Source organism: Rheinheimera tangshanensis (assembly GCF_014645135.1).
Lineage (GTDB): Bacteria > Pseudomonadota > Gammaproteobacteria > Enterobacterales > Alteromonadaceae > Pararheinheimera > Pararheinheimera tangshanensis.
The window spans coordinates 737,711-762,115 of the sequence record NZ_BMLH01000001.1 but is presented as its reverse complement, the minus strand read 5'-3'; the positions used below and the strand labels follow the sequence as shown (position 1 = coordinate 762,115).

At 47.7% G+C, this 24,405-nt stretch carries 24 protein-coding genes; 17 read left to right on the top strand and 7 right to left on the bottom strand.

Annotated features, from left to right (window positions below; all coding sequences use genetic code 11):
* The first annotated feature begins 145 nt into the window (after nucleotides 1–145).
* Nucleotides 146–1,360, top strand: a complete 1,215-nt coding sequence (locus IEW88_RS03440; protein WP_053425360.1) for a methyl-accepting chemotaxis protein — start codon at nucleotides 146–148, stop codon at nucleotides 1,358–1,360.
* On the opposite strand, the gene nhaR is transcribed toward IEW88_RS03440, so the two are convergent.
* Nucleotides 1,357–2,268 carry a transcriptional activator NhaR gene (gene nhaR, locus IEW88_RS03435; RefSeq protein WP_053425359.1) on the bottom strand — a complete coding sequence of 304 codons (912 nt, stop codon included), beginning with the start codon at nucleotides 2,266–2,268 and terminating at the stop codon, nucleotides 1,357–1,359. The two genes, IEW88_RS03440 and nhaR, sit on opposite strands and share 4 nt — an antisense overlap.
* A gap of 342 nt (nucleotides 2,269–2,610) precedes the next feature.
* Between nhaR and IEW88_RS03430 the strand changes: the two genes are divergently transcribed.
* Nucleotides 2,611–2,937, top strand: coding sequence for a DUF4144 family protein (locus IEW88_RS03430; protein WP_185148498.1), 327 nt, complete (start codon nucleotides 2,611–2,613; stop codon nucleotides 2,935–2,937).
* Here IEW88_RS03430 and IEW88_RS03425 read toward each other — a convergent pair.
* Nucleotides 2,934–3,320 (bottom strand): VOC family protein, encoded by a 387-nt coding sequence (locus IEW88_RS03425; protein WP_147902743.1) that lies wholly within the window; start codon nucleotides 3,318–3,320, stop codon nucleotides 2,934–2,936. The genes IEW88_RS03430 and IEW88_RS03425 overlap by 4 nt on opposite strands.
* A 77-nt stretch (nucleotides 3,321–3,397) precedes the next feature.
* Between IEW88_RS03425 and IEW88_RS03420 the strand changes: the two genes are divergently transcribed.
* From IEW88_RS03420 to IEW88_RS03405, 4 genes are all read left to right on the top strand, one after another.
* Nucleotides 3,398–4,264: a helix-turn-helix domain-containing protein gene (locus tag IEW88_RS03420; RefSeq protein ID WP_147902744.1), complete on the top strand. Its 867-nt coding sequence runs from the start codon at nucleotides 3,398–3,400 to the stop codon at nucleotides 4,262–4,264.
* A gap of 162 nt (nucleotides 4,265–4,426) precedes the next feature.
* Nucleotides 4,427–4,729 (top strand): DUF1330 domain-containing protein, encoded by a 303-nt coding sequence (locus tag IEW88_RS03415; protein ID WP_229670262.1) that lies wholly within the window; start codon nucleotides 4,427–4,429, stop codon nucleotides 4,727–4,729.
* A gap of 57 nt (nucleotides 4,730–4,786) precedes the next feature.
* Nucleotides 4,787–4,996 carry a hypothetical protein gene (locus tag IEW88_RS03410; RefSeq protein ID WP_147902745.1) on the top strand — a complete coding sequence of 70 codons (210 nt, stop codon included), beginning with the start codon at nucleotides 4,787–4,789 and terminating at the stop codon, nucleotides 4,994–4,996.
* 8 nt (nucleotides 4,997–5,004) lie between these two features.
* Nucleotides 5,005–5,634, top strand: a complete 630-nt coding sequence (locus IEW88_RS03405) for a glutathione S-transferase family protein (RefSeq protein WP_147902746.1) — start codon at nucleotides 5,005–5,007, stop codon at nucleotides 5,632–5,634.
* Nucleotides 5,635–5,687: 53 nt separating this feature from the next.
* On the opposite strand, the gene IEW88_RS03400 is transcribed toward IEW88_RS03405, so the two are convergent.
* Entirely contained in the window at nucleotides 5,688–7,253 is a 1,566-nt protein-coding gene (locus tag IEW88_RS03400) for an ATP-binding protein (RefSeq protein ID WP_147902747.1), read from the bottom strand.
* Nucleotides 7,254–7,320: 67 nt separating this feature from the next.
* Nucleotides 7,321–7,680, bottom strand: coding sequence for a DUF3703 domain-containing protein (locus IEW88_RS03395; RefSeq protein WP_147902748.1), 360 nt, complete (start codon nucleotides 7,678–7,680; stop codon nucleotides 7,321–7,323).
* 166 nt (nucleotides 7,681–7,846) lie between these two features.
* Here IEW88_RS03395 and IEW88_RS03390 point away from each other — a divergent pair, with 166 nt between their 5' ends.
* The 5 genes from IEW88_RS03390 (at nucleotide 7,847) to IEW88_RS03370 (ending at nucleotide 13,858) form a co-directional block, all read left to right on the top strand.
* Nucleotides 7,847–8,275: a hypothetical protein gene (locus tag IEW88_RS03390; protein ID WP_147902749.1), complete on the top strand. Its 429-nt coding sequence runs from the start codon at nucleotides 7,847–7,849 to the stop codon at nucleotides 8,273–8,275.
* Nucleotides 8,276–8,349: 74 nt separating this feature from the next.
* Nucleotides 8,350–8,916 carry a hypothetical protein gene (locus tag IEW88_RS03385; RefSeq protein WP_188713502.1) on the top strand — a complete coding sequence of 189 codons (567 nt, stop codon included), beginning with the start codon at nucleotides 8,350–8,352 and terminating at the stop codon, nucleotides 8,914–8,916.
* Nucleotides 8,900–10,291, top strand: coding sequence for a TolC family protein (locus IEW88_RS03380; RefSeq protein ID WP_185148499.1), 1,392 nt, complete (start codon nucleotides 8,900–8,902; stop codon nucleotides 10,289–10,291). Before IEW88_RS03385 ends, IEW88_RS03380 begins: the two co-directional genes overlap by 17 nt.
* Nucleotides 10,292–10,303: 12 nt before the next feature.
* Nucleotides 10,304–11,689 carry a multicopper oxidase family protein gene (locus tag IEW88_RS03375; RefSeq protein ID WP_147902752.1) on the top strand — a complete coding sequence of 462 codons (1,386 nt, stop codon included), beginning with the start codon at nucleotides 10,304–10,306 and terminating at the stop codon, nucleotides 11,687–11,689.
* A 393-nt stretch (nucleotides 11,690–12,082) separates the two neighbouring features.
* Complete coding sequence (locus IEW88_RS03370; RefSeq protein ID WP_147902753.1) at nucleotides 12,083–13,858, top strand: S8 family peptidase; 1,776 nt, start codon at nucleotides 12,083–12,085, stop codon at nucleotides 13,856–13,858.
* A gap of 65 nt (nucleotides 13,859–13,923) precedes the next feature.
* On the opposite strand, the gene cueR is transcribed toward IEW88_RS03370, so the two are convergent.
* Both cueR and IEW88_RS03360 read right to left on the bottom strand, forming a co-directional pair.
* The gene (cueR, locus tag IEW88_RS03365; RefSeq protein ID WP_221411336.1) at nucleotides 13,924–14,334 is read right to left on the bottom strand and encodes a Cu(I)-responsive transcriptional regulator; all 411 of its coding nucleotides are present in this window, start codon (nucleotides 14,332–14,334) and stop codon (nucleotides 13,924–13,926) included.
* A complete protein-coding gene (locus IEW88_RS03360) occupies nucleotides 14,327–16,504 on the bottom strand; it encodes a heavy metal translocating P-type ATPase (protein WP_147902754.1) in 2,178 nt (725 codons plus the stop codon). The genes cueR and IEW88_RS03360 overlap by 8 nt, the downstream gene beginning before the upstream one ends.
* 162 nt (nucleotides 16,505–16,666) lie before the next feature.
* On the opposite strand from IEW88_RS03360, the gene IEW88_RS03355 reads away from it, so the two are divergent.
* On the top strand, nucleotides 16,667–16,867 hold the full coding sequence (locus IEW88_RS03355; protein ID WP_147902755.1) for a heavy-metal-associated domain-containing protein: 201 nt from the start codon (nucleotides 16,667–16,669) through the stop codon (nucleotides 16,865–16,867).
* Between the two features lie 8 nt (nucleotides 16,868–16,875).
* On the opposite strand, the gene IEW88_RS03350 is transcribed toward IEW88_RS03355, so the two are convergent.
* Entirely contained in the window at nucleotides 16,876–17,685 is an 810-nt protein-coding gene (locus tag IEW88_RS03350; protein ID WP_185148500.1) for an NAD-dependent epimerase/dehydratase family protein, read from the bottom strand.
* A gap of 233 nt (nucleotides 17,686–17,918) precedes the next feature.
* Here IEW88_RS03350 and IEW88_RS03345 point away from each other — a divergent pair, with 233 nt between their 5' ends.
* Genes IEW88_RS03345 through cydC form a run of 5 tightly spaced genes read left to right on the top strand, consistent with a single transcriptional unit; the run spans nucleotide 17,919 to nucleotide 24,101 of the window.
* A complete protein-coding gene (locus tag IEW88_RS03345; RefSeq protein WP_147902757.1) occupies nucleotides 17,919–19,469 on the top strand; it encodes a cytochrome ubiquinol oxidase subunit I in 1,551 nt (516 codons plus the stop codon).
* A 1-nt stretch (nucleotide 19,470) separates the two neighbouring features.
* Complete coding sequence (cydB, locus tag IEW88_RS03340; RefSeq protein WP_147902758.1) at nucleotides 19,471–20,607, top strand: cytochrome d ubiquinol oxidase subunit II; 1,137 nt, start codon at nucleotides 19,471–19,473, stop codon at nucleotides 20,605–20,607.
* A 10-nt stretch (nucleotides 20,608–20,617) separates the two neighbouring features.
* The gene (gene cydX / locus IEW88_RS03335) at nucleotides 20,618–20,734 is read left to right on the top strand and encodes a cytochrome bd-I oxidase subunit CydX (RefSeq protein WP_053425345.1); all 117 of its coding nucleotides are present in this window, start codon (nucleotides 20,618–20,620) and stop codon (nucleotides 20,732–20,734) included.
* A gap of 17 nt (nucleotides 20,735–20,751) precedes the next feature.
* Nucleotides 20,752–22,470, top strand: a complete 1,719-nt coding sequence (gene cydD, locus IEW88_RS03330; protein ID WP_185148501.1) for a thiol reductant ABC exporter subunit CydD — start codon at nucleotides 20,752–20,754, stop codon at nucleotides 22,468–22,470.
* Nucleotides 22,467–24,101 carry a thiol reductant ABC exporter subunit CydC gene (gene cydC / locus IEW88_RS03325; RefSeq protein ID WP_185148502.1) on the top strand — a complete coding sequence of 545 codons (1,635 nt, stop codon included), beginning with the start codon at nucleotides 22,467–22,469 and terminating at the stop codon, nucleotides 24,099–24,101. Before cydD ends, cydC begins: the two co-directional genes overlap by 4 nt.
* Nucleotides 24,102–24,405 lie beyond the last annotated feature (304 nt).

Sequence of the window (24,405 nt, the reverse complement as noted above, 5' to 3'; positions counted from 1 at the left end):
ATTGTATAAAAACAATCCTTCGAATGCACTTAAAAAATAGCTAAAAACTGGGTATGGTATGACATAGGACAATAAAGCCTCTGTCACAAGAGGTTAAAGTTCAACATCAGCAATTGGGTTTGGAACTAAGACTGAGAGTCAGGACATGAGCTTATTTAACGATATTTACAATGCAGTTGAGCGGCAGTTTTTCTACAGCCTGACATTAAAAATTGTCGGTAATATTGGCTTTTTAACGTTGATTTTCTGGCTGGCGATGTTTGCAGCTTACCCGGATGAAGGGAGCGCAGGACAAAGCTGGTGGTGGATTTTAGTGCTTGGTACCGGCGCTTTTGTATTCACTATCGGCTATCTGATGCATCTCATTGTGCGTCCGGTCAAAGCTCTGGTCGACGCTCTGCAGCACGCCAACCAGGCAGGCAGCGATCTAAAAACCCGTTTACCTGCTTTTACTTTTGATGAATTTCGTACTTTGTCTGAGCAATACAATTTATTTGTTGAGCAATTATCCGCGATGTTACGAGGTATTCATCAGCAAGCGTCCAGCAACTTTGCAGTCAACCAGCAAGTGGCAGAAGCTGTGCACAGTACCAGACATCAATTGCAGGGAGCTGAGCAAAACAGTCAGCAAATCCGCCAACAAAGTGATCAGTCCTTGCAACGTTTAGCCGAAATAGTGCAAAGCAACGATCAGGTGATACAAGTTGCCAGTAGCACAGTCCATAACGCCAGAACCGCCAGTACTCAACTGGATCAGCTCACTAGCCAACTGCATAAAATCGAGCAGCTACTGGCTAACTTTGGTGGCACTGTGACAGGTTTGCAGAAAAACGCCGAAAACGTGCGGCAGATTTTGTTGATGGTGGAGAACTTCTCCGATCAAACCAACCTGTTGGCACTTAATGCAGCGATTGAAGCCGCACGGGCGGGCGAAGCCGGTCGTGGTTTTGCCGTGGTCGCTGACGAAGTGCGCACTCTGGCAGCTAAAGTCAACAGCGCTACAGGCCAAATCTCTGGTTTCCTGAATGAAATGGATGTATTGGTTCGCGATACAAAGAACGAATCCGAGCAACTGCAACAACAAGCTGGCGCAGCCCAGCAACAGATCCAGCAAACCAGTGGTGATTTTAGTCAACTGGAGCAACAACTTAAAAATGCCCAGCAGCAACTGAATCATATTCAGCAGCATGTGCAGCAACTGGCGCATAGCTCAGAACAAAACCATCATCACCTGACAGAAATTGAACAAGGCACCAATCTGGCGTATCAACAGATGGCCGCTATAGATCAGGCCACAGAGCAGTTGTTATCCGGAACTAAACGCACCCAACAACAACTGCAGCCTTTTTCTGCGGCTTAACTTTTAGTTTTTTCAACATCAGCCCGGCCATCCTGTTGTAATGCTTTGACCAGTTGCAACACGGCCGGGTGAGTCAGTTTACGCTCAGGCGATATCGCATAAAAACGTTCTGTAACTCTGTGGATCACTCCGACTTTTAACAGACGATAGTTGTTCAGCAGTTGAGTTTCCAGCAATAAAGGGGCGGCAAAAGCACCCAAGCCCTGCTGGGCAAAAGCCTGCATCAAGGCACTGTCATCAAATTCAGCTACGACATCCGGCTGCACCTCCACTTCATTAAACCAGCCCATTAACTGCTGGCGGATTATGGATTTTTTACCTTGCAACAAAAAAGGTTGATCGTGCAGGGAACGCGGGAAATCTGCGCTGAGTTGTTCAGCCAAAGCTTCACATGCATAAACGGCCATTGGAGATTCGGTGACTAAATGACTGTAGGCTTTGACATGGCTGCCAGGCTGAATAGGTTGATCCGATAACACCATATCCAGTTTATTGATCGCAAGTTCAGACAACAATCCGGCTTGCTCACCTTCACGGCAAATCAGCTTAATTGGCAACTGCAAAACAGGTCTGAGCATTTCATAAACAAAAGCCTTAGGCAAAACGTCGGTGATACCGACACTAAAATTTTGCCAACTGCTGTGCTGACGGGTCAGTACAGCTTTAAGCTCATCCCCCAATTGAAAGATATCAGCGGCATAACGTTGCACTACAACGCCTAACTCAGTTGGGATCAGTCGCTTACCCTGCCGGGAAAACAGCGCAGTACCAATACCATGTTCAAAGGCACTGATTTGTCCACTGATGGTTTGCGGCGTGATATGTAACAACTCACTGACCCGGGCAATACTGCCGTGCTCAGCGACCAGATAAAAATAATACAGCTGGTTGTAATTAACGGGGGTCATATTAACTCAATTATTTACGAACATATTAGAAGTTATATTCGATTTTTACTGACAAAGTAAAGGGCGTATAACAGTAACTGTTGTGAGGTTCCTGCAGAATGTCACAGACATAGTTTAACCCATAGGCTCATCCGCGCCTTTTGCCTCTTGCTTGCAAGGGGCTTTTTTGTTTAGCCTTCGCCCTTGAAGCTGCCGCTTTATTGACTGCCCTGGCTTTTTAAAAAGAGCTTCGCCCCAATCATAGAGTGAACTATGTTCATGGGGACTCATTCCCTTGTTAATCCGCTACTACCAGTCTTCGGTTCAGGCTACAATACAACAAAGAATCCAGAGGGTGTTCAGATGATCCAGTTTCCCGCCATCTTCAAGTTGTCAGGTCAGGATGAACTGCTTTTATCTGAGACACAAAGTAACTTTATGCAACACTATCAGCTGCAGCAGTCTTATCTGTTGCCTGATGATTTGCTGATCGACAGCACAGGTCAGGCTTATTCGCTCAAGCCCTGCCCTCTGGAGACTGTCGCTACCAAAGCGGTGAAAGAGTTTTCATTACAGGAGCTGACAGCCTTGGTTCAGACGCACTTTTTTGCATCCGCTCAGACCTGTGTGACAAAAATTCAGGCTCCCGATATTAAAACATTGTTTAGCTTGCTTAAGCACAGCAGTTAAACCGTCAGTTCCAGCCGGTTTCCTTCAGGATCCAAAACAGTACTCTCATAGTACCCATCGCCAGTCCGCCGTGGACCATCGAGATGAGTGTAACCGTCTTGAACTAGCTGTGCTGTTAACTGATCCACAGCTTGCTCTGAACCTAACGCAAAGGCCAGATGCGCCCAGCCAAGATGCTGTCGGCCCGGCGGATAAGGTCTGGGTAAGACCGGCATCTGCATCAGTTCGAGCCTCGCCCCTTGCTCAAATTCAATAAAATAGGATGTAAAATCATGCCGCGGGTTTTGATACAACCTGCCTGCTTTGCCGCCAAAATAACGACAATAAAACTCCTTTAATAACTCCAGTTGCTCAGTCCAGATAGCAAGATGTTCGATCTTCATAAAGCGATCCTCACAGATATCAATTTCTGCCATAGTATTTATAAGTACCTTGTTAAAAAATACCTGATAATGACATCATGATTTCAAAAACTGCCAACAAAGCAATCATTTTGGTTGGGGAAGACTGCCAAGAATGGATTTGCTGTGACTCTCTTTTGCCTGCTCTGGCACAACAAGGGATCTGGCTGGCGGGATACTCTGAGCTACAACACTTATATCAAATTCACCGTGTGCTGCCTGGCATAGATACCTTACTGGTGACAGTGTCAGGTCAGGGGATGGTGAAACTAGCGGATCACTGGCAGATGCAGCACGCCGGTGATTGGGTCTGGTTGCCTTCCGGCAGTTTAGTTCAGTATCAACTAACCGATCCGGATACAACGACTCCCTGGCAGCTTTGCTGGATACTGTTTTACAGCACAAAAACGCCAGCTTTGACCAGGTATCAGTCAGGCGCGACCGATCAGGCTCTGCAACTAAAACTCCTGTTACAGTTTCTCTATAATGAGCAGCAAAATCCCAAGGCGGATCAAAGCAGCACCCTCTGTTGTCAGCAACTGCGGATCCTGACCCAAAGAGTAAGGCAGCACACCATGGTTGCGCCTTTAGAGCAGCTCAGACAGCGGCTTGTCACATCTCTGGACAAAGCATGGACAGTAGCAGAAATGGCTGAAAGCGCTTTTTTATCAGAGCGGCAACTGCACCGGCTTTGTCTGCAGCATTGGGGGCAAACGCCTAAACACTACCTGCAGTTATTAAGATTACGCCACGCTGCTATGTTACTTACCAGCACCAGCCTGAGTATCAAACAGATCGCACATCAGACGGGCTTCAGTAACCCTTATCATTTTTCAACCGTATTCAAAGCTCATTATCAGCAACCGCCTGGCTTGTATCGACTGCAAAAACATCCACTTTTTATCGACGAAACACAATCAGATTGATGGAGTCTGAGTGAACGACCGCAAGCTGCAACAGGCTCAACTGGCTAATCGCTGGTTACATAGATGCTATTATGCTCATTTAGTAAACAGTGTAATTACAGTTAATTACTTGTCTGCAACCAAGACACTGGTTAAAGTTGCGCCACTTTTTACAGGAGTAACATGATGCGTATCGAATTGTTGATCGGATTAGAACTGAATGATGCCGAGCTTTACGCAGAATATCGCCGTCAGATGACACCTTTATTACTGCAACATCAGGGAGATTTTGGCTACGATTTTGTAGTACAGCACACCCTGAAGCCGTCAAATTCAGCAATCAACAGAGTATTTACTATTCACTTTGCTTCAGAGCATTGGATGGAGAGCTTTTTTAATCATCCTGAGTATCTGCAAATCAAAGCCCGCTGCTTTGAAAAGTCGGTGACTAATACCCATATACTGGCACGTTACCAAATTACTTGACTCTGCCCAGAGGCAAGCTTTAGCCAGAGCAAACTCAAACAGGATCGGAGTAGTACTATGATTGAGATCACTGTGCAGGACTTACACCGAGAAGGAACCTTTGACCATATTCGTGATCAGTTATCACGCCTTGATCCCTTTAGCCATATCCAGCCGGGAAAAAGCTGCAACACCCTGTGGATTGAGACTTTGCTGAGTCTGGACAAATTAATCCAGTTGATCCAGGACTGTGGTTTAACACCATTAGCCTGGGTCGGCCGTCGATAGGAGCATTTATGTATCAACTTTATTACTCCAGCGGAGCCTGTTCTTTGGCTGTTCAGATCAAGTTAAAAAAGGCAGCCGTCCCCTATCAGCCAGTCAAAGTTGATCTGGCTCAGGGTCAGCACCAGACCGACTCATTCCGTCAGCTCAATCCGGCAGAGCGCGTACCGGTACTAATCTTTCAGGACACTGCACTGACCGAAGCCATGGCATTATTGATTTGGCTGGAACAACGCCATCCACAGGGCTTATTACCCGCAGAGCCCCTGCTGCAGGCAAAAGTTCTGGCCAAAATGACATGGCTGTCCAATACCTTGCATATCGATTTTGCCACCTTGTGGCGACCCCAACGTTTTGTGCTGGATGCAGGGTTAAAAACTGCCGTCAGTACGCAGGCACAACCGCGTTTATTACAACGTTTTACCGAACTGAACCAGGAATTAGCGCAACACCAATACTGGCTTAGTGACCAACTAACACTGGCCGATTATTACCTGTTGCCTTTTATTCGCTGGAGCTTGTCTGCAGTGCCTGGCGTAGCGCAATTGCACTCACTCCAACAGTATCTGGATCGTATGGGCGAATTACCAGAGGTCAAAGCGGCACTGGAGCTGGAACAAATTCCGCTGAGGAAAAACTAAGCACGGAGACAGAACTGAAGGTCAGCGCTATTTATCTTCAGCTCTGTAGGTGTTTACAACGGAAAATCACAAAAAAATACAGTGCCCTGTCCGGGCACTGAATGAAAACCTATGCTGCCTCCCATAGACTCAATAATGGCTTTACTGATCGCAAGTCCCAAACCTGTGCCAGATTTGGCTTTGGAATCAGAGCCATCCGCCTGAGCAAAACGCTGGAAGACTTTCTCCTGAAAAGGTAGCGGTATGCCTTCACCTTTGTCTTCGACCTGAATACGCGTCTTGTTACCCTGCTGAGCGTAACTCAGTGTGACTTCAGCACCAGCTTTTGAGTATTTAATAGCGTTGGATAATAAGTTACTCAATACCTGCTGCAGCCTGTGGTTATCCAGCTGCATCTGAACAGATTCTGTATTGAGTATCCGCAAATGAACACCAAACTTATCGGCATAAGGTTGATTTTGTGCGATAGCTTGCTGACATTCGACAGCCAAATCGCAAGGCTGCAGACAGAAATCCATTTTCCCTGCGCTGAGTTTCTCCATATCCAGTAAGTCATTTACCAGTAACTGCAGTCTTTTACTATTTTGGCCGGCCACCTTCAGCATAGCTAAAGCTTTTTCAGGAACAGGCCCTAAAACCTGATTGATCACTAAATCTAAACCACCACTAATAGCAGTAATAGGGGTACGTAATTCATGACTGACGGTAGAAATAAAATCAGTTTTCATCTGTTCCAGTTGCTTTTGCTCGCTGATGTCATGCATCAAAACTAAAGCCCCTAACAGCTGGCCTGAGCGTGTTTTTAGCTGCTCTCCTCGGCAACTCACCCAACGTGGAGGCTGCCCCTTACTCTTAATACAAATATCCTGTCCAACCACAGTCTCGCCATGAAAAGCCCGGAGCAAAGGTATTCGTTCCACGGGCAGCACTGTATGGCCATTCTCTTCATACAAGTTATAGTGATGACTCCACAGCTGTGCTTCACACTTGCGAACATCCACCCCATGCCAGTCGCGGGCAACTTTATTAAATTGCTCCAGATGCCCCTCACTGTCACAAGCCACTAAGGCATCAGGAATAGAATCCAGCAGTAAGTCCAGCAGTTGCAATTTATGTTCAGTCTGAAGTTTTTGTTTGTGCTCCTTCAATCTGTCCATCACCAACACCGCCAGTTTTCGCAACACAGCTTTGTCCTGCTCAGACATAGTGCGTGGTTTTCCATCAATCACGCATAAAGTGCCCAGTGCAAAGCCGGCTTCATCAATTAACGGACATCCGGCATAAAATCTGATATTGGGGATAGTGCACACCAGCGGATTATCGGCAAAACGTTCGTCTTTAGATGCATCCTCGACGATAAAAATATCTGGCTGCAAAATAGCATGAGCGCAAAACGCCAGTTTGCGATCAGTCTGACAGACCTCCAGCCCTTGTTTACTTTTAAACCACTGTCGTTGCTCATCAATCAAAGACACCAGGGCTATCGGAACCTGAAACAAAGTAGTAGCCAAAGAGGTAATGGCATCAAAAGTGGCATCAGGTTCAGTATCCAGGATTTGTAACTTCAGCAGTGCTTTTAATCTTTCCTGCTCATTAAGCGGAATTTGGGCAACCTGCATGCTTTCGCTCCTTGGCTGACAACAAAAAATCTACCTCAAACCATACCACAAAAAGAAACACTGCACCTTAACGCTGGTCTTGCTCAGACTTTTCTAATAAAGCTTGTAAATCATCAGGCACTGGCACAGATTCCAATACAGAGTAACGGCTGGAGCCAGGGTTACCCAAAGGCAAGCGTCCTGTTAAATGGCCGACGGGAGTCAGAATCAGACGCAACAACTGACCACGGACTTCCAACCAGTTTATTTGATCGGCGGCCAGCTTTAACATCTGCCAGTGAGTATGCATATGCAGAATAAAATCTTGTTGGCCTAAAATATGGGCTCGCTCAAGATGAAACCAGGCCTCTTGCCACTGCTGTCGACGGCGGGCTGTCATTGCTTGTTTTATTTCTGCATGAAAAGCACGGATTGTATCTGAATACATAGCAAGCTCGAGTTGTTTCCTTAGTGTTTTGTTTACAATGACGCCGCTTTTGTATTCCGTCAATACTTAGCTTGCCCGGCTCTGAGTCTTGTGGCTCTTGAGTTTCAAGCTGTTTTGTATTAAGGTAACGTCAGTTTTATCCCATGGCACAAGCAAGCAGAAAAACATGAACAGAAATCAGGGACAAACGCCCTGGCTCAGGTTAATGGTGCTTATTAGCTTACTCTTGTTCAAAGGAGTAGCTTCTGCCGCTATGTTGTGTTGTGGGCCAGATCACAGCTCTCATTCAACTTCCTCTTCTCATCATCCGAATTCGGGCACTACAGCACATCAGATGTCTGATCATAGGGCTCACAGCACCGAACAGCATGCAGAGATGATGGAACAGCAAGATCAGGACTCAGACCTCTCCAATGCCGGACATAAAAGCTCCTGCCCAGGCTGCGCTATCAGTTGTGCTTCTGCTGTCTTGATTATGGATCCATGCGGGATACCGCCCGAGAAAAATCAAACTGAGCGGATCTTCAGTTCAACCTCCTTTCTATTCCCTTTAACCAGTTCTGGTCTGGAACGTCCGCCTCGTTTATACAGCTGATCATACTTTTTAGTAGGTGAAGGCTCTGCATCCAGCCTTTCTTAATAGTTTTTCAGTGTAAAACAGGTTTTCTTATGCTCTCTGTCAAAAACAAAGCACTTCGTTGTGCCTGCGGTTTATTGATGACTCATTCTGGTATCTCTTTCGCTTCACCAGAGGTATCAGTGTTACAACAATTGCCCCCACTGTTCATCAGCTCTGAAGAAAAAACATCTGACTGGATCCAGGCCAATAAAAAGGTGGCGGAACTGGGCGGCTGGCAATTTTATATGCAGGAAGCAGGTGGTCATGCTGCCATGGACCACTCGCAGCATTCGGGCCACAGCGGACATAAGGCTGAGCCCGCCATGGATCACTCGCAGCATTCGGGCCACAGCGGACATAAGGCTGAGCCTGCCATGGACCACTCGCAGCATTCGGGCCACAGCGGACATAAGGCTGAGCCCGCTATGGACCACTCGCAGCATTCGAGCCACGGCGGACATAAGGCTGAACCCGTTATAGACCACTCGCAGCATTCGGGCCACAGCGGACATAAGGCTGAACCCGCCATGGATCACTCGCAGCATTCGGGCCATGCAACTTCCAAGCAGACAGCACCAAAACCAGCAGCAGGAGATCAGCATGAGCATCATCACTAAATTATCGCCTTTGGCCGCGCTGGTTTTACTGAGCGCTTGTGCCGGGACCTCTCAGCTGCAACAAAACAATGCGCTGATACAACAAGCCGAACGGCAACAGCTGACTCTGGCTCCGGTAGACCCGGCGTTAAGAGCAGAGACTGAACAGGAAGTGGAACGACTATTAGCCGGGCCTTTGTCATTGCATAACGTCAGTCGTATCGCGGTATTAAACAACCCTGAGTTTCTGGCGAGTTTGTCATCTTTGGACATTAGCCGAGCTGAGTTGGCTCAGGCCGGTTTGTTACCTAATCCGGGCCTGAGAGTGATCCGCAGCCGCGAAGAAGAAGGCTATAACACAGAACTTGATTTCTCTTTTGACTTATTTGGCTTTCTGTTTTTCAAATCCAATCAGGCCATAGCAGAACAACAGGCTAGGCAACAGCAACAGCAGGTGGCTCTTCAGTTGCAGGAATTGTTAAGCCAAAGTCGCAGCGCTTTTATTGAAGCCGTGGTGGCACAACAGCGTTTTAGCTATTTGCAGACAGTACAGGAAGCAATAGACGCCTCGGCTGAACTGGCCAGTCGCATGTATCAGGTCGGCAACTACAGTGAACTGCAGCACGCACGCCAACAAAAGTTTGCCGCAGAAATTCGTCTGCAACTGGCGACAGCACAACAACAGCAACAACAAAGTCGCGAGCGCCTTCTTCTTGCGCTTGGTCTGTCTGACGCTGCAGTTTCCTTGCAATTACCCGCTTACCTGCCTGCGATTCCGACTGAAATGCAACCACAACATCAGTTAGAACAACAAGCGCTGGAACAACGATTGGATCTGCAACAAGCTAAAGTCAGATTAAAGCAACTACAGTTACAACTTGAGCAAAATGAGAACAGCCGTTTTGTCCGCGGTTTATCTGGTGAAATTGCAGGATCAGTGCAACACAGTGCAGAACGTGAAGTGGCTTTAGGCATTGAATTACCCTTGTTTGACTCTGGCGCACAGCGTATCAACAAAGCTCAGGCGCAATACCTGCAAGCCTGGTGGCAAGCCAAAGCTCTGGAACAAAAAGCGTTGTCTGAAGTACGTCAGGCTTACAGCCTGCAGCAGCATTCTTATCAGGTTGCCCGGCATTATCAGGACCAGCTAGTGCCACTGGCGCAGAAAATCAATCAGCAAAATGTACTGCGGTATAACGGCATGCTGATTGGTGTATTTGAACTGATTGCCGACACTCAGGCACAGGTCAGCACTGTGACAGGACAAATGACAGCACAACGCGATTTTTATCTCTCACAACTGGCTTTACAACAAGCGCTGTGGGGCAGCCCAACACTGCAGCTGCCAACAGCAACGGAAATTACCAACACTTCAGCTACTGCAGCTGGTCATTAACAGGAGAATGTGATGCTCACCCGTCGTGATTTATTAAAAAAAGTCGGTGCTATTACAGCTGCTGTAGGTGTAGCCGCAGTCAGCAAAAGCTCAATGGCCACCTTGCCTGAACCTGTGATCCAGCAATCCGCTGACACTATGGATCCCTTAATACCCAACACTGGCCGACCTTATAACCCTGTTGTCACGCTAAACGGCTGGACTTTGCCGTGGCGGATGAATAATGGCGTAAAAGAATTTCATCTGGTGGCAGAGCCTGTAGTGCGTGAACTGGCACCAGGGATGAAAGCGCATTTATGGGGTTATAACGGCCAGTCGCCAGGCCCTACGATTGAAGTGGTGGAAGGCGACAGAGTGCGGATTTTTGTCACCAACAAGTTACCCGAACATACCTCTATCCACTGGCATGGTCAGCGTTTACCTAATGGTATGGATGGAGTCGCCGGCTTAAATCAGCGCGCCATCAAGCCCGGTAAAACCTTTATGTATGAGTTCATCGCCCGCCGCCCCGGTACTTTTATGTATCACCCTCATGCCGACGAAATGGTACAAATGGCGATGGGTATGATGGGCATGTGGATCACCCATCCAAAAGAGGCCCATCCCCATATCGACGAAGTGGACCGCGATTTCTGTTTTCTGCTGAATGCTTACGATATAGAGCCTGGCAGTGCCACGCCAAAAATCATGACCATGACCGACTTTAATCTCTGGACCTGGAATAGTCGTGTCTTCCCTGGCATCGATCCTTTAGTGGTGCGTAAAAACGATAAAGTCCGGATCCGGGTGGGTAATCTGACCATGACCAATCACCCTATTCATATTCACGGTCATGAATTTACAGTCACAGGCACAGACGGTGGTCCTGTGCCGCCTTCTGCCCGCTGGCCTGAAGTCACCACAGATGTGGCTGTAGGTCAGATGCGACAAATTGAATTACTGGCGGACGAAGAAGGTGACTGGGCTTTCCATTGCCACAAATCGCATCATACGATGAATGCGATGGGCCATGACGTACCGACGCTGATTGGGGTGGATCACAGTGGTTTGATGCAAAAAATCAATAAACTGGTGCCGGATTATATGGTCATGGGTGAACGTGGTATGGCAGATATGACTGAAATGAAGATGCCGCTACCTGCTAATACCTTACCAATGATGTCAGGTGATGGACCTTTTGGCTCCGTGGAAATGGGCGGTATGTTCAGCGTGTTTAAAGTCCGGAAAGATCAGGCACCTGGCGATTACAAAGATCCGGGCTGGTATCCACATCCAGCCGGTACTATAGCTCAGGAATGGACAGGAGAAGTACCAGAAGTGACATCCGCACAAGCGGATACCACAGAAAGTACAGATACACTGAAAGTAAGAAAACCGAATTCACACTCCCACCATTAAACAGAATGAAAAAGCCCTGATCTCAGGGCTTTTTTACTGCCAGTTACTCTGCCGGTAGTGGCAAAGACCAACAAAAAACAGACAACAGACCAATAAAAAACCACTCATTATACCTTTTTAATATATCTAATAACTTTTTTCAACAAATATACACTTGTGACAAATTGTAATCAAACCCAGCATTTTCGCCGCCCCACACAAGCAACTTATCGCATACAACTCTGATAAAACCGAAAAATTGAAAACAAAAGATTAAATTTGATAAATATACACCTATTTACATTAACAAAATATTGACTAATTATCCTATTGCCTGCCCAGTACATTAACTAAATAAGGGACAGGGTTTCCATGGATGAGGCAATTCACATAACAATAATCCGAGAGAACAAAATGCAACATAAAATATTTAACTTATCCAAAGTCTCATTGCTTACTTTGTCCGCGCTGTCCTTGGTGGCGACTGCTGTACAGGCTGCCCCCCAAAAATCTGGTATCACTGCAGAGATCAATGAAACCAAAGCTATCGAGCCACCAACCCGTTTTATCGTCAAGTATAAAAGTGCTGCCACTTTATCTGCTCAGGGTTTAACCGGCATGGCTGCAAACTCAGTCAGTCAGTTAAAAGCTCATGCCGCTGCTGAATTATCCAGCCGAGCTGGTGAGCCTATGAGCTTTGTGCGTTCTTTAGCGGTAGCCAACCGCCATGTAGTAAAAGCGGAGCGCCGTCTGTCAAAAGCTGAAACAGCTCGTACGATCGAACTGCTTGCTCAGGACCCAATGGTAGAATCGGTTGAAGAAGACCGCATGTTACAAATCGCAGCAACACCAAACGACACGCAGTACACCAGTCAATGGCATTACTACGAGTCTACAGGCGGTTTACGTGCAAACACTGCATGGGATAATGCCACAGGAGCTGGTGTGGTAGTGGCTGTGTTAGACACAGGTTACCGTCCGCACGCTGATTTAAATGCCAATATCCTGCCTGGCTACGACATGATTTCTGACAGTTTTGTCGGTAACGATGGAAATGCTCGTGACTCTGATGCGAGGGATCCGGGTGACTGGGTGTTGGCCAATGAATGCGGCGGCTCAAACCCAGCACAAGATTCTTCATGGCATGGTACGCACGTCGCTGGTACAGTCGCTGCAGTGACCAATAACGGTTCAGGTGTAGCTGGTGTTGCCTATGGCGCTAAAGTAGTACCAGTGCGTGTACTGGGCAAATGTGGTGGTTATACTTCAGATATCGCAGACGGTATTATCTGGGCTTCAGGTGGCACAGTGTCCGGTGTTCCAGCGAACGCTAACCCCGCAAAAGTCATCAACATGAGTTTAGGTGGTTCAGGCGCATGTGACTCTACCACCCAGGCAGCTATTAATTCAGCCCGCTCACGTGGCACTGTGGTTGTCATTGCATCAGGTAACGACAACGGTAACGCCAACAACTTCAACCCAGGTAACTGCGCTGGTGTTGTCAACGTAGCCTCCACCAATCGCAGCGGTGGTCGTGCTTACTACTCAAACTACGGTACCTCTATTGATGTCGCTGCACCTGGTGGCGCGATGAACTCGGCTAATGATCCAAATGGTATTCTGTCGACTTACAACACTGGAACTACTACACCGGGTTCAGACAGCTACGGTTACAGCCAAGGTACATCCATGGCTGCACCTCATGTGGCTGGTGTAGCGGCATTAATTGCCCAGAAAAAACCAGCGGCAACACCAGATGAAATTGAAACCATCCTGAAAACCACCACCCGTTCTTTCCCTGCGACTTGTACCAGTTGTGGTACTGGTATTGTTGATGCAGCAGCTGCTGTAGCTGCTGCATCAGGCACCGGCGGCGGCGGTGGTACAGGAGCAACCTCGACCATCAACAACATCAGTGTCGGTGCAAATAGCTGGAAATACTACACAGTCGTAGTACCAGCGGGTATGAGAGTACTGACTGTCAATACCTCTGGCGGTACAGGTGATGCGGATCTATATGTCCGTCGCGGTTCACAACCGACGACGTCAACCTATGATTGCCGTCCATACCTCAATGGCAATACAGAAAGCTGTACCTTTAATAACCCTGTAGCAGCCACTTACCATATTGGTATTCGTGGTTACACAGCGGCATCAGGTATCACTTTAACAACCTCTTATCAGCCTTAATCCCTGGGCTTTTAGCTGAAGATCCCGACAAAAGTCGGGATCTTTTTTTTAAAAAGCTCCAGCTTTTATTTTTGTAAGCCATCCAGAATTGCACACTGGGGTTGATCATCCCCACAACAGCTATCCGCTAATTGCTGTAATACCTTTTGCATCTGCTGCAGCTCGGCGACTTTTTGTTTAATTTCATCCAGATGCTGTTCGGCCAATTGTTTGACCTCTTTGCTGCTGCGCTGTGGATTTCGCCATAAATCCAGTAAAGAACTGACCTGAGCAATAGAAAAACCCAAAGTTCGGGCTTGTTTAATAAAACTCAGTTGTTGCAGCTGTTGACTGTTGTACAAGCGGTACCCGGCATCTGTCCTGTTGGCTTTTTTAAGCAAACCCGCTTCTTCATAATGCCGGATCATTTTGGCAGAAAGTCCGGTTTGTTTAGCCGCCTGGCCTATGGTCACTAAGGTTGTCATCATTTTACTCATGAGCTCTCCAACGCTGTAACAACAAGGCATTGCTAATGACAAATAAACTGCTGCACGCCATAGCAGCTCCAGCAATAACCGGATTTAAATAACCCAAAGCAGCCAAAGGAATACCGATCACATTAAAAATAAAAACCCAAAACAAATTCTGCTGAATTTTACGGTAGCTCAGCCGCGCTATCTGCAACGCTGCACTCACCAGAGAGGGCTTACTGCGCATTAGGGTCATAGCCGAAGCACTGACAGCCACTTCAGTACCACTCGCCATCGCTATACCTAAATCCGCCTGGGCTAAAGCTGGGGCATCATTAATACCATCGCCAACCATAGCCACCCGATAACCCTGCTGCTGCCAGTTCTGAATGGCCGCAGCTTTGTCTGCCGGTAACACCTCTGCCTTCCAGTCAGTTAAATCCAGCTGCTGCGCTATGAGTGCCGCACTTTGTTTACTATCACCTGTCAGCATGGCGACAGCAATAGCTTGTTGCTTTAACAAATTCACAGCTTGCACTGCATCAGGCTTTAATTCGTCGGTAAAACAAAACAGTGCGACTAACTTATAGCTGTCGTTAGCTTGTTGCTCAGCTAACCAGGACACGGAAGCGCCACTGGTTTTAATCTGATCCACTGGCAACTCTATGCCCAACTGCTGCATCCAGTGACTACTGCCAAGAATCAGGTTGTGCCCTTGTACTTTGCCTTGCACCCCTTTACCTGCGATCACCTGAAACTCAGTCACCTCCAAAGCGGCCACCTGATGCGCTGTGGCGTAATTCACTACAGCTTTAGCCAGCGGATGTTCGCTGTGTTGCTGCAATGAGGCAGCCCATAGTAATGCATCAGGTTCATCAGCCAGATTGCTGACTTGCTGCAACACAGCTTTGCCCTGAGTTAAGGTGCCGGTTTTGTCAAATACGACCAAAGTCACAGCCTTCGCGTGCTCCAGCGCTATCGCATCCTTGATCAAAATACCTGAACGCGCGGCTGAACCTGTGCCCGCCATGATAGCTGCTGGTGTTGCTAATCCCAGTGCGCAAGGACAGGCAATGACCAATACAGCAACTGCATTTAAGATACCCGTCACCCAGTTGTCTGTCAGCAGACCCCAACCGACCAGGGTCGCCAGGGCTATCAGTAAAACCACAGGCACAAAAATAGCGCTGATTTTATCGACTAAGGCCTGCACTGGAGCCTTGGCTCCCTGCGCCTGCTCTACCAGTTGAATAATGCGGGACAGGGTCGATTCAGCGCCCACTGCAGTAGCACGGATTTGTAGTACACCATCCAGATTAACAGAGCCTCCTGTGACTTTATCAGCCGGCATTTTACTGACAGGTACAGACTCGCCGCTAATCAAGGCCTCATCCACATGGCTTAGGCCTTGCTCCACCACCGCATCCACCGGAACGCGCTCGCCAGGCTTGACCAACACCAAATCGCCTTGTTGCACAGTTTCTGCTTTAACGTCCACCCAGAGTCCCTGTTGAAACACAGTGGCTACTGCAGGTTTTAAGTTTTCCAGTGCTCTTAGTGCATCAGTGGTGCGTTTTTTCGCTTTATGTTCCAGATATTTACCTAAAAGCACCAGACTTAAAACCGCGCTGCTGCTTTCAAAATACAAATGAGGCGCGCCGTGTTGTCCATGCAGCGCAGTAAAACTCCACCACAAATACAAGGACAAGCCATATGCAGCACTGGTGCCTATAGCCACCAATAAATCCATATTGCCACTGCCAGCTTTCACTGCTGCCCAGCCCGCTTTATAAAAACGTGCACCAAAATAAAACTGTACTGGTGTAGCCAGCAGCCATTGCCAAAACGCAGCCAGCATCCAGTCCTGATCAAAAAGTAAACCAACCATGGGCAGCACTAAAGGTAAGGTCAGTACCATGCTTGCGAGCACAGGCCACCATTCCTGCTGATAAAAAGCAGTCTGCTTCTGTTCAGTCTGGATCTTTTTTTCTGGCAGACTGGCCTGATAACCGGCTTTCTCCACCGCCGCTAGCAGTAAGTCAGTTGACACAGACAAGCCGCTGACTGTGGCCGTTTCACTGGCCAGATTGACACTCACTTGCTCAACACCTGTCACTTTGGCTAAAGCTTTTTCAATACGCCCCACACAGGAAGCACAGCTCATTCCATTGATATTCAGTTGGATCTGTTCAGACATACCATGACTCCAGATGAAAAAGGTGCGATGACCCGATAGCAATAAGGCTAAAGCTTGCCATCAGGGTAAGGTCAACCCAAAAAATAAAAAATAGTAGTTGACCTTACCACAGGTCAAACTTAGATCATGGTGGCCCCCCATTCACTACAGAGGAAAGATAAAATGAAAGTTCAATTGAAGGTTACGGGTATGACTTGCAATCACTGCATCAGTATGGTCAATAAAGCGATCGCAGCGCTACAGACCGATGCCAAGGTGACAGTAGACTTAGCACAGCAACAGGTCAGTGTGGAGAGCATAGTAACGGCTGAGGAGATTATTGCAGCGCTGGATGAAGCCGGTTACCCGGCTACAGAAGTTTAGAGTTTAGCTCAGCTGCAAAAAGGTAAAGCCGCCAACGCTGACTCAAATTGATAGTGAAAACCAGTGATAGTCTGAGATTTAGTGCTGAGTACTCTGCGGCTTGATGTCGCTGTGCTGCTCGACTCAAACTGCGGAGCTGGCAAGGAGGCCAGTTCACAAGCCGTTAAGTAAAACTCCGCTTTTGAGCAAAATTCAGGACAGGATAAGTTAAACAGCTCTGGCCATAACTGCTGCTGAACTATCGCAGAAACAGCGCTGCAGATATCGCTGCTATGCACCATATTCACAGCCACGTCAGCCGCGCCGGCTTGCTTACCGGATAAAAATCGGGCCGGATGACGGCCAGGACCAATTAAACCCGCCAAACGTAACGTACAGCAAGGCACTGCCGCTGCTAGTAATTTTTCACCAGCATCCAGCAATGCAATACGGGGATCCGCGAGTTGTAGCTGACTTTTCTCATCCACATTGCCTGTCAAACCTTCATAAATACCAGTGCTGCTTAAATGAATACAAGCTGCAGCACCTAACTGTTTCATCAAAGTCGCTAACTGAGTCAGCGCTCTTATATAACCCTCACCATCAGAGCGGCTGGCAGGCACAGTACAAAGGATCAGAGCATCTTTGAATAAAGACCCCAACTCAGCAGTAGGCCGCACAGATTGTGCTAAATCCAGCACAAAATGACCAAACTGTTCTGTCACCACAGAAGATTTGCTTGCACTGCGACTGCTAAGCCATAACTCGTGGCCATCTGTTTTTAACTGAGTTGCCAGTTGAGTCCCTAACCAGCCCGCACCAATCACTAAAATTTTCATCTTTAATGCCTTCACTCCCCTGATATGGAATTTGATGGTAACAGAATAACTGATGCGATTTTTATCAAATTTTCCAGGATTTGAACTGAAGCATCGATTTTTCTTGATCGGCATCAACACCAGCCAGCAACAAAAGGCGTAATTTGGCCTTCACTCATTCTGATGTATGAGTTTTAGCTACTGACTGGAGCTTTAGGCCCAGACCCACAGTTCCATATGGAGGAGCAATCCGAATGGATGTTGTAGAACTCTCAAGGTTACAGTTTGCCGCTACGGCAATGTACCACTTCTTATTTGTACCCTTAACTTTGGGTATGACCTTCTTGCTGGCTATCATGGAGTCAGTGTATGTGATGACGGGTAAAGAAATTTACCGCGACATGACTAAATTCTGGGGCAAGCTGTTTGCCATTAACTTCGCTTTAGGTGTGACCACAGGTATAGCGATGGAATTCCAGTTTGGCACGAACTGGTCCTATTATTCGCATTATGTCGGTGACATTTTTGGTGCACCTCTGGCTATTGAAGGCCTGATGGCATTTTTCCTTGAGTCTACCTTAGTCGGCTTGTTCTTTTTTGGTTGGGACAGGCTGAGCAAAGTCCAACACTTAGCCGTCACCTGGTTAGTCGCCTTAGCCTCGAACTTATCAGCGCTGTGGATTTTAATCGCCAATGGCTGGATGCAACATCCGGTCGGCGCTGAATTTAATTTCGAGACCATGCGTATGGAAATGGTCAGCTTCAGCGAAGTGGTATTTAACCCTGTCGCACAGGTGAAGTTTGTTCATACTGTCTCTGCTGGTTATGTCACAGGCGCCATGTTTGTACTGGCCATTTCGGCCTGGTATATGCTCAAAGGCCGCGACTTAGCTTTTGCCCGCCGTAGTTTTGCTATTGCTTCAGCTTTTGGTTTAGCCAGTGCTTTATCAGTGATAGTTCTGGGAGACGAATCTGGTTATGAGTTAGGTGATGTACAAAAAGTGAAATTAGCTGCAGTGGAAGCTGAATGGAAAACTCACGAAGCACCAGCAGATTTCACCCTATTCGGTATTCCAAACGAAGAAACTCAAAGCACCGACTATGCGCTGAAAATTCCGGGCGCTATGGGCCTGATAGCCACCCGATCTTTGGACAAAGAAGTGATGGGACTTGCAGAGCTGAAAGAGATTCACCGTCAGCGTATTGTCAACGGGCAAACCGCTTATGGCTTGTTGAAAAAACTGCGTGCGGGTGAAAAAACAGCTGAAAACATCGCGGCTTTTGATGCGGTAAAAAATGACTTAGGTTATGGCTTGCTGCTGATGGCTTACACAGACGACCCGGTCAATGCCACTGCAGAGCAGGTGGAACAAGCTGTGCAAAACAGTATACCTAAAGTAGCCCCGTTGTTTTGGTCCTTCCGTGTGATGGTCGCTGCTGGCTTTATTATGCTGCTGGTGTTTGCCCTGTCTTTTTATCACAGTGCCAAACGCACGCCAGAAAAACCACGTTGGCTGCTTAAAGCTGCGCTGTTTTCTTTACCACTGCCATGGATTGCCTGTGAGGCTGGTTGGTTTGTCGCTGAATATGGCCGTCAGCCATGGGCTGTAGGTGAAATTCTGCCGACTCATTTAGCGGCCTCTCAGTTAAGCGCCACAGAAATTTGGATCAGCTTATTGGCTATCACCGCGCTTTATACAGTGTTTCTGATCATCGAAGTCTGGTTGATGCAGCATTTCGCCCGCAAAGGCCCTGCGTCTATCCATACCGGCAAGTATCACGGCGAACAGGCCCGGGAGGTTTAATATGGATTATGAATTTTTACGCTTTATCTGGTGGTTATTGGTTGGCGTCTTGCTGATTGGTTTTACCATTACAGATGGTTTTGATATGGGTGTCGGTGCTCTGTTAAAAGTGATAGGCCGCGACGATACAGAACGCCGCATACTGATCAATGCCGTTGCGCCGCATTGGGATGGTAATCAGGTCTGGCTCATTACCGCTGGTGGTGCTTTATTTGCTGCCTGGCCTCCGGTTTATGCCACAGCCTTCAGTGGTTTTTATCTGGCGATGATGCTGACGCTGGCCGCTTTATTCCTGCGTCCTATTGGTTTTGATTACCGCTCTAAGCTGGATAATGCTAAATGGCGTAGCAACTGGGACTGGGCTCTCACTGCAGGCTCAGCCATACCCCCCATTATCTTTGGTGTAGCCTTTGGCAACCTGCTGCTAGGTGTTCCTTTTCACTTTGACGAACTGCTGCGGATTTACTACACAGGCTCATTCTGGGCTTTGTTAAACCCCTTTGCTTTGTTGGTTGGTGTGTTTAGCCTGCTGATGTTTATCAACCAGGGCGCCTGCTATCTGCAAATGAAAACCGAAGCTCCATTACGTCAGCGTGCAGAAGCTGTGTCTTTAATCAGCGCAACTCTGGCCGCCGTGCTGTTTATCGCAGCAGGAGTTTGGCTGGCTTCCGCTGGTATGGGCTATAAAGTGACCAGCGTCATAGACAGCAATGCTATTAATAGTGCGGTAACGAAAACAGTGGAAGTCAGTAGCGGTGCCTGGCTAAGCAATTATGAAAGCTACCCGCTGCTATGGATTTTTCCTTTGCTAGGTGTAGCTGCATTCCTGGTCAGTGCGCTTTGCAGCAAAATGGCTAAGGGCTGGCAAGCTTTTGTCGCTTCTTCGCTAGCCATTGTAGGCGTGATTATGACCTGCGGCGTGTCAATGTTTCCTTTTATTATGCCATCCAGCAGCATGCCGAATCATAGTCTGACGATGTGGGATGCAACCTCCAGCGAACTGACCTTAAAAATCATGTTTGTGGTCGCTTGTATCTTTGTACCTATCATTCTGGGCTACACAGCCTGGTGTTACTGGAAAATGTGGGGCCGCTTAAACCGTAACTCCATCAGCAGCAACACTCATTCATTGTATTAAGGAGCAGTTTATGTGGTATTTCACCTGGATTTTAGGCGTGTTACTAGCCTGCTCTTTTGGCATTATCAATGCGATGTGGCTGGAATTTAATGGCTACCCTGGCGAAGAAAACGAGCCATCAGAGTAAATAAGGATTTGACGCCTGTGTTGTCTTTAAGGCAAATAGTCCAGTCAGAAAAAAGCCGTTTGCACCTGGCCATAGCGCTGGGAGCAACGGCTGCATTACTGATGATTTGGCAGTGCTGGTTGCTGGCGACTTTATGTGATTTGGCTTTACATCAGCAACCAATCCCAAGCTCTTTGCTGTTGCATATTTTAGTACTGTGGCTGCTACGTCCTTTGTTGTTGGCGGCTAAAGATCTGCTTGGCCTCTCTGCCAGCCAGAATATATGTACATCTGTTCGGCACCAATTACTTCAACTTATTAGTCAAGCCGGGCCACTGCGCCAACGTATCGCCTCTGACGGCGATTTATCCACCCGTTTGCTGGAACAAGTGGATGCGCTTGCCCCCTATATCAGTCGCTATTATCCGCAGCTTTATCTGGTTGTGCTTTGCCCTTTATTTATCTCTGTTGCTGTAGCCACTCAAAGTCTGTTGGCAGCGCTACTGTTATTGGCCACCGCCCCTCTTATCCCTCTTTTTATGATTTTACTGGGTAAAAGAGCTGCACAGGCCAGTCAGCAGCAAGTACAGGCTTTAGGTTTGTTGGGCGGGCGTTTTCTGGAATTTTTACGAGGCGCTGCGCTTATCCGCCAATTACAAGCTGAACCTTTGGTATTAAATCGGCTAAATAACGCCAGTGAAGACTACAGAAACCGCACTATGTCGGTGTTAAGCAAAGCCTTTTTATCCGGCGCTGTGCTGGAATTATTTGCCTCTTTAGCCATAGCTTTAGTGGCTTTGTATCTGGGCTTGGGGTTACTAGGCGAGTTGCCATGGGCCAAAGCAGAGATCCTAGTCTCTTACCAACCCGCCCTGTTTATTTTATTAATGGCACCAGAGTTTTATGCACCTCTGCGCCAGCTAGGTTCAGACTATCATGCCAAAGCTCAAGCCGAAGCCGCTTTTGCCAGTCTGGCACCGATCTGGACTTTACCTTTTTGCAGAGGCGGCGACTCTCCTGCCCCGACAGAAGCTGTCTGCATTGAATTTCAGCAGTTTAGCCTGCAAGGATCTGAGCACAGGGCTGCATTATTGACAGATATTCAGGCCAAGGTATTACCGGCACAACGTATAGCTTTAACTGGGCCAAGTGGTGCGGGAAAAACCAGTGTGCTTGAGTCTTTATTGGGCTTTCAGCAACCGGCGCAAGGACAGATCAAGATTGGCGATCAGAAGTTGACGGATCTGAATCTAGCTCAGTGGCGACAACAACTGTTGTATTTATCTCAACAAAGTCAGTGGCTAAGTGGCAGCTTGCGCAGCAATTTATTAGTGGCTAAACCAAGCGCCACAGACGCTGAGCTTAAACTGGTGTTACAACAAGCTTTGTGTGCAGACTTTGTTTTTGCCTTACCTGCGGGACTGGACACTGTGCTGGCCGAGAGTGGTATTGGCTTGTCGGGGGGGCAATTACAACGCCTGGCGCTGGCCAGAGCTTTATTGAAACAAAGTTGGTGTTGGTTGTTGGATGAGCCAGCCTCCATGCTACCAAAAGAGCAACAACAGCATTATTTTCAGCAGCTTGAACAGTTAAGCCGCGGCAAAACTCTGCTGCTGGCCACTCATCAGTTGCAGCAGTTGGACTGGCTGGATCAGGTATGGCTTATTGTACAGGGACAGATTGTCGCCAAAGGCACAGTGACAGAAATTCAGGCTCATCCGCTGTATCAGGCCAGTTATGCGCAGGAGAGCCAATGAAAGATCAACTGAAACTCTCCGCTTTGATGCGTCCACACTGGCGCTGGTGGTTACTTAGTCTGGCCTTAGGGGCTTTAACCCTGGCCAGTATTATGGGGTTATTCACTGTCTCCGGTTGGTTTATTACCGCCTCTGCTTTGGCTGGTTTGCAACTGGCAAGTGCTGGTAGTTTTAACTACTTTGGCCCTGCCGCTCTTATTCGCTTTTTTGCCATCAGCCGCACTGCGGGCCGCTACTTTGAGCGCTTAAGCTCGCACAACGCTATCTTGCTGTTGCTACAACAACTAAGGCTGTGGTTTATGCGACGGTTTTTAGCCAGCTCGGTTCAACCCGATACGAAATCAGCCGATCTGTTACAAAAACTGATCACCGATATAGACCGGCTGGATCAATGGCCTCTGCGTGTGATAGCTCCGGTATTCTGGGCTTGTCTGATAAGTGCAGGCTGGTTAACTCTATTATGGTTTTGGCAAAACGACCTGGCTCAACTTGCTTTCTGTTATCTGCTTGGCTTGCTGCTAGTGCCTGTATTCGCTGTACTTTTAGGGTATAGCCGGGCTTGTACTTTAGTCGAAATGGCATCCCAACGCAGGCAGGAATTACTGGAGCCTTTATCCGCCCTGACCATGTTACAACTGCATCAGGGCTGGACTGCAGCAGAGCAGCAATGGCAACAGACAGAGCAGCAGTATCAGAAGTTGGTATGGCGCCAGAGCGTATTGGATCTGTGTTGTCAGTTTTTACTCTTGAGTATTTTGGCACTGATGGCTTTTCATCTGTTGTGGACAGCTTTACCTTTACTGCAGCAGCAACAAATCAGTATTGCCGCTTTAGTGGCTATGTTGATGTCGACTTTAGCTTTAACAGAGCTCTGGTTACCCCTGGCAACTTTGTACCGCCACCTGGCCGACAGTCTGATGGCAAAACAACGGCTGGATCAGATACAACCTCAGGTACCAAAAGGTTCTTTACATCATCTTAGCGGGCCTTTAACCCTTGAACTACAGCAAGTGAGTGTGGCTTATCCCGACGCTATACAGCAGACATCCGCTGTGAATTATCAGTTAAAATCCGGTGAGATGTTATGGTTACAAGGCCCATCAGGCGTGGGAAAATCTACTTTTCTCTGTACTCTGGCAGGCTGGTTGCAGCCTGCGTCAGGCCGCATTCTGCTCAATGGTCAGGAGCTGCAGCTGTATCAGGACTCAACACTGCGGCACCACATAGGTTTACTATCGCAACAGGTCAGCTTATTTAATATGTCGCTCGCTGCGAATTTACGTCTGGCAAAACCGCAGGCCAGTGATGAAGAGCTGCGACAGGTTTTAGCCGATGCTCAGTTAGAACAATGGCTGACCCATTTACCTCTGGGGCTTGATACTGAATTGGGTGAATATGGGGTTGCAGTCTCTGGCGGCCAAGCCAGACGTATCGCCTTGGCGCGTTTGCTGTTACAACCCCACCAGATCCTTTTACTTGATGAGCCTTTCGTTGGGCTGGATCCAGCCACAGCGGATCAACTGTTTCAAATCTTGAGTCGCCGCTGTTCGCAGCAAATTCTCATCATCGCCAGTCATCAGTCTCTGCCTGCTCTGAAAAACTGCCAACAACTTCAGCTAAAGCTGTTGTAAATCAAACAAAAATCTCTGCAAAACCTGCGCTCTTAGCTATGTTTAAAGGCAGAGACACAGGTTTTTTCCATCTCAGACACAAACGAAAATATGATAAATCTGAAAAAACTAGTAATTCAATTCGTCAGGTTGTACAATTCACACGACAAAAGTTAATGCAAATATAAAAAGGTACAAAATTGACTCAGTCGACTCGGACATAGACATCAGACCAGATGTGAGGTTTTACACCTTATAGCAAACAAAAACTTAGTCAAGGTTGACTAGTAAATCTCTCAAAAGCTAAGGCTGCTTAGCCTTTAAA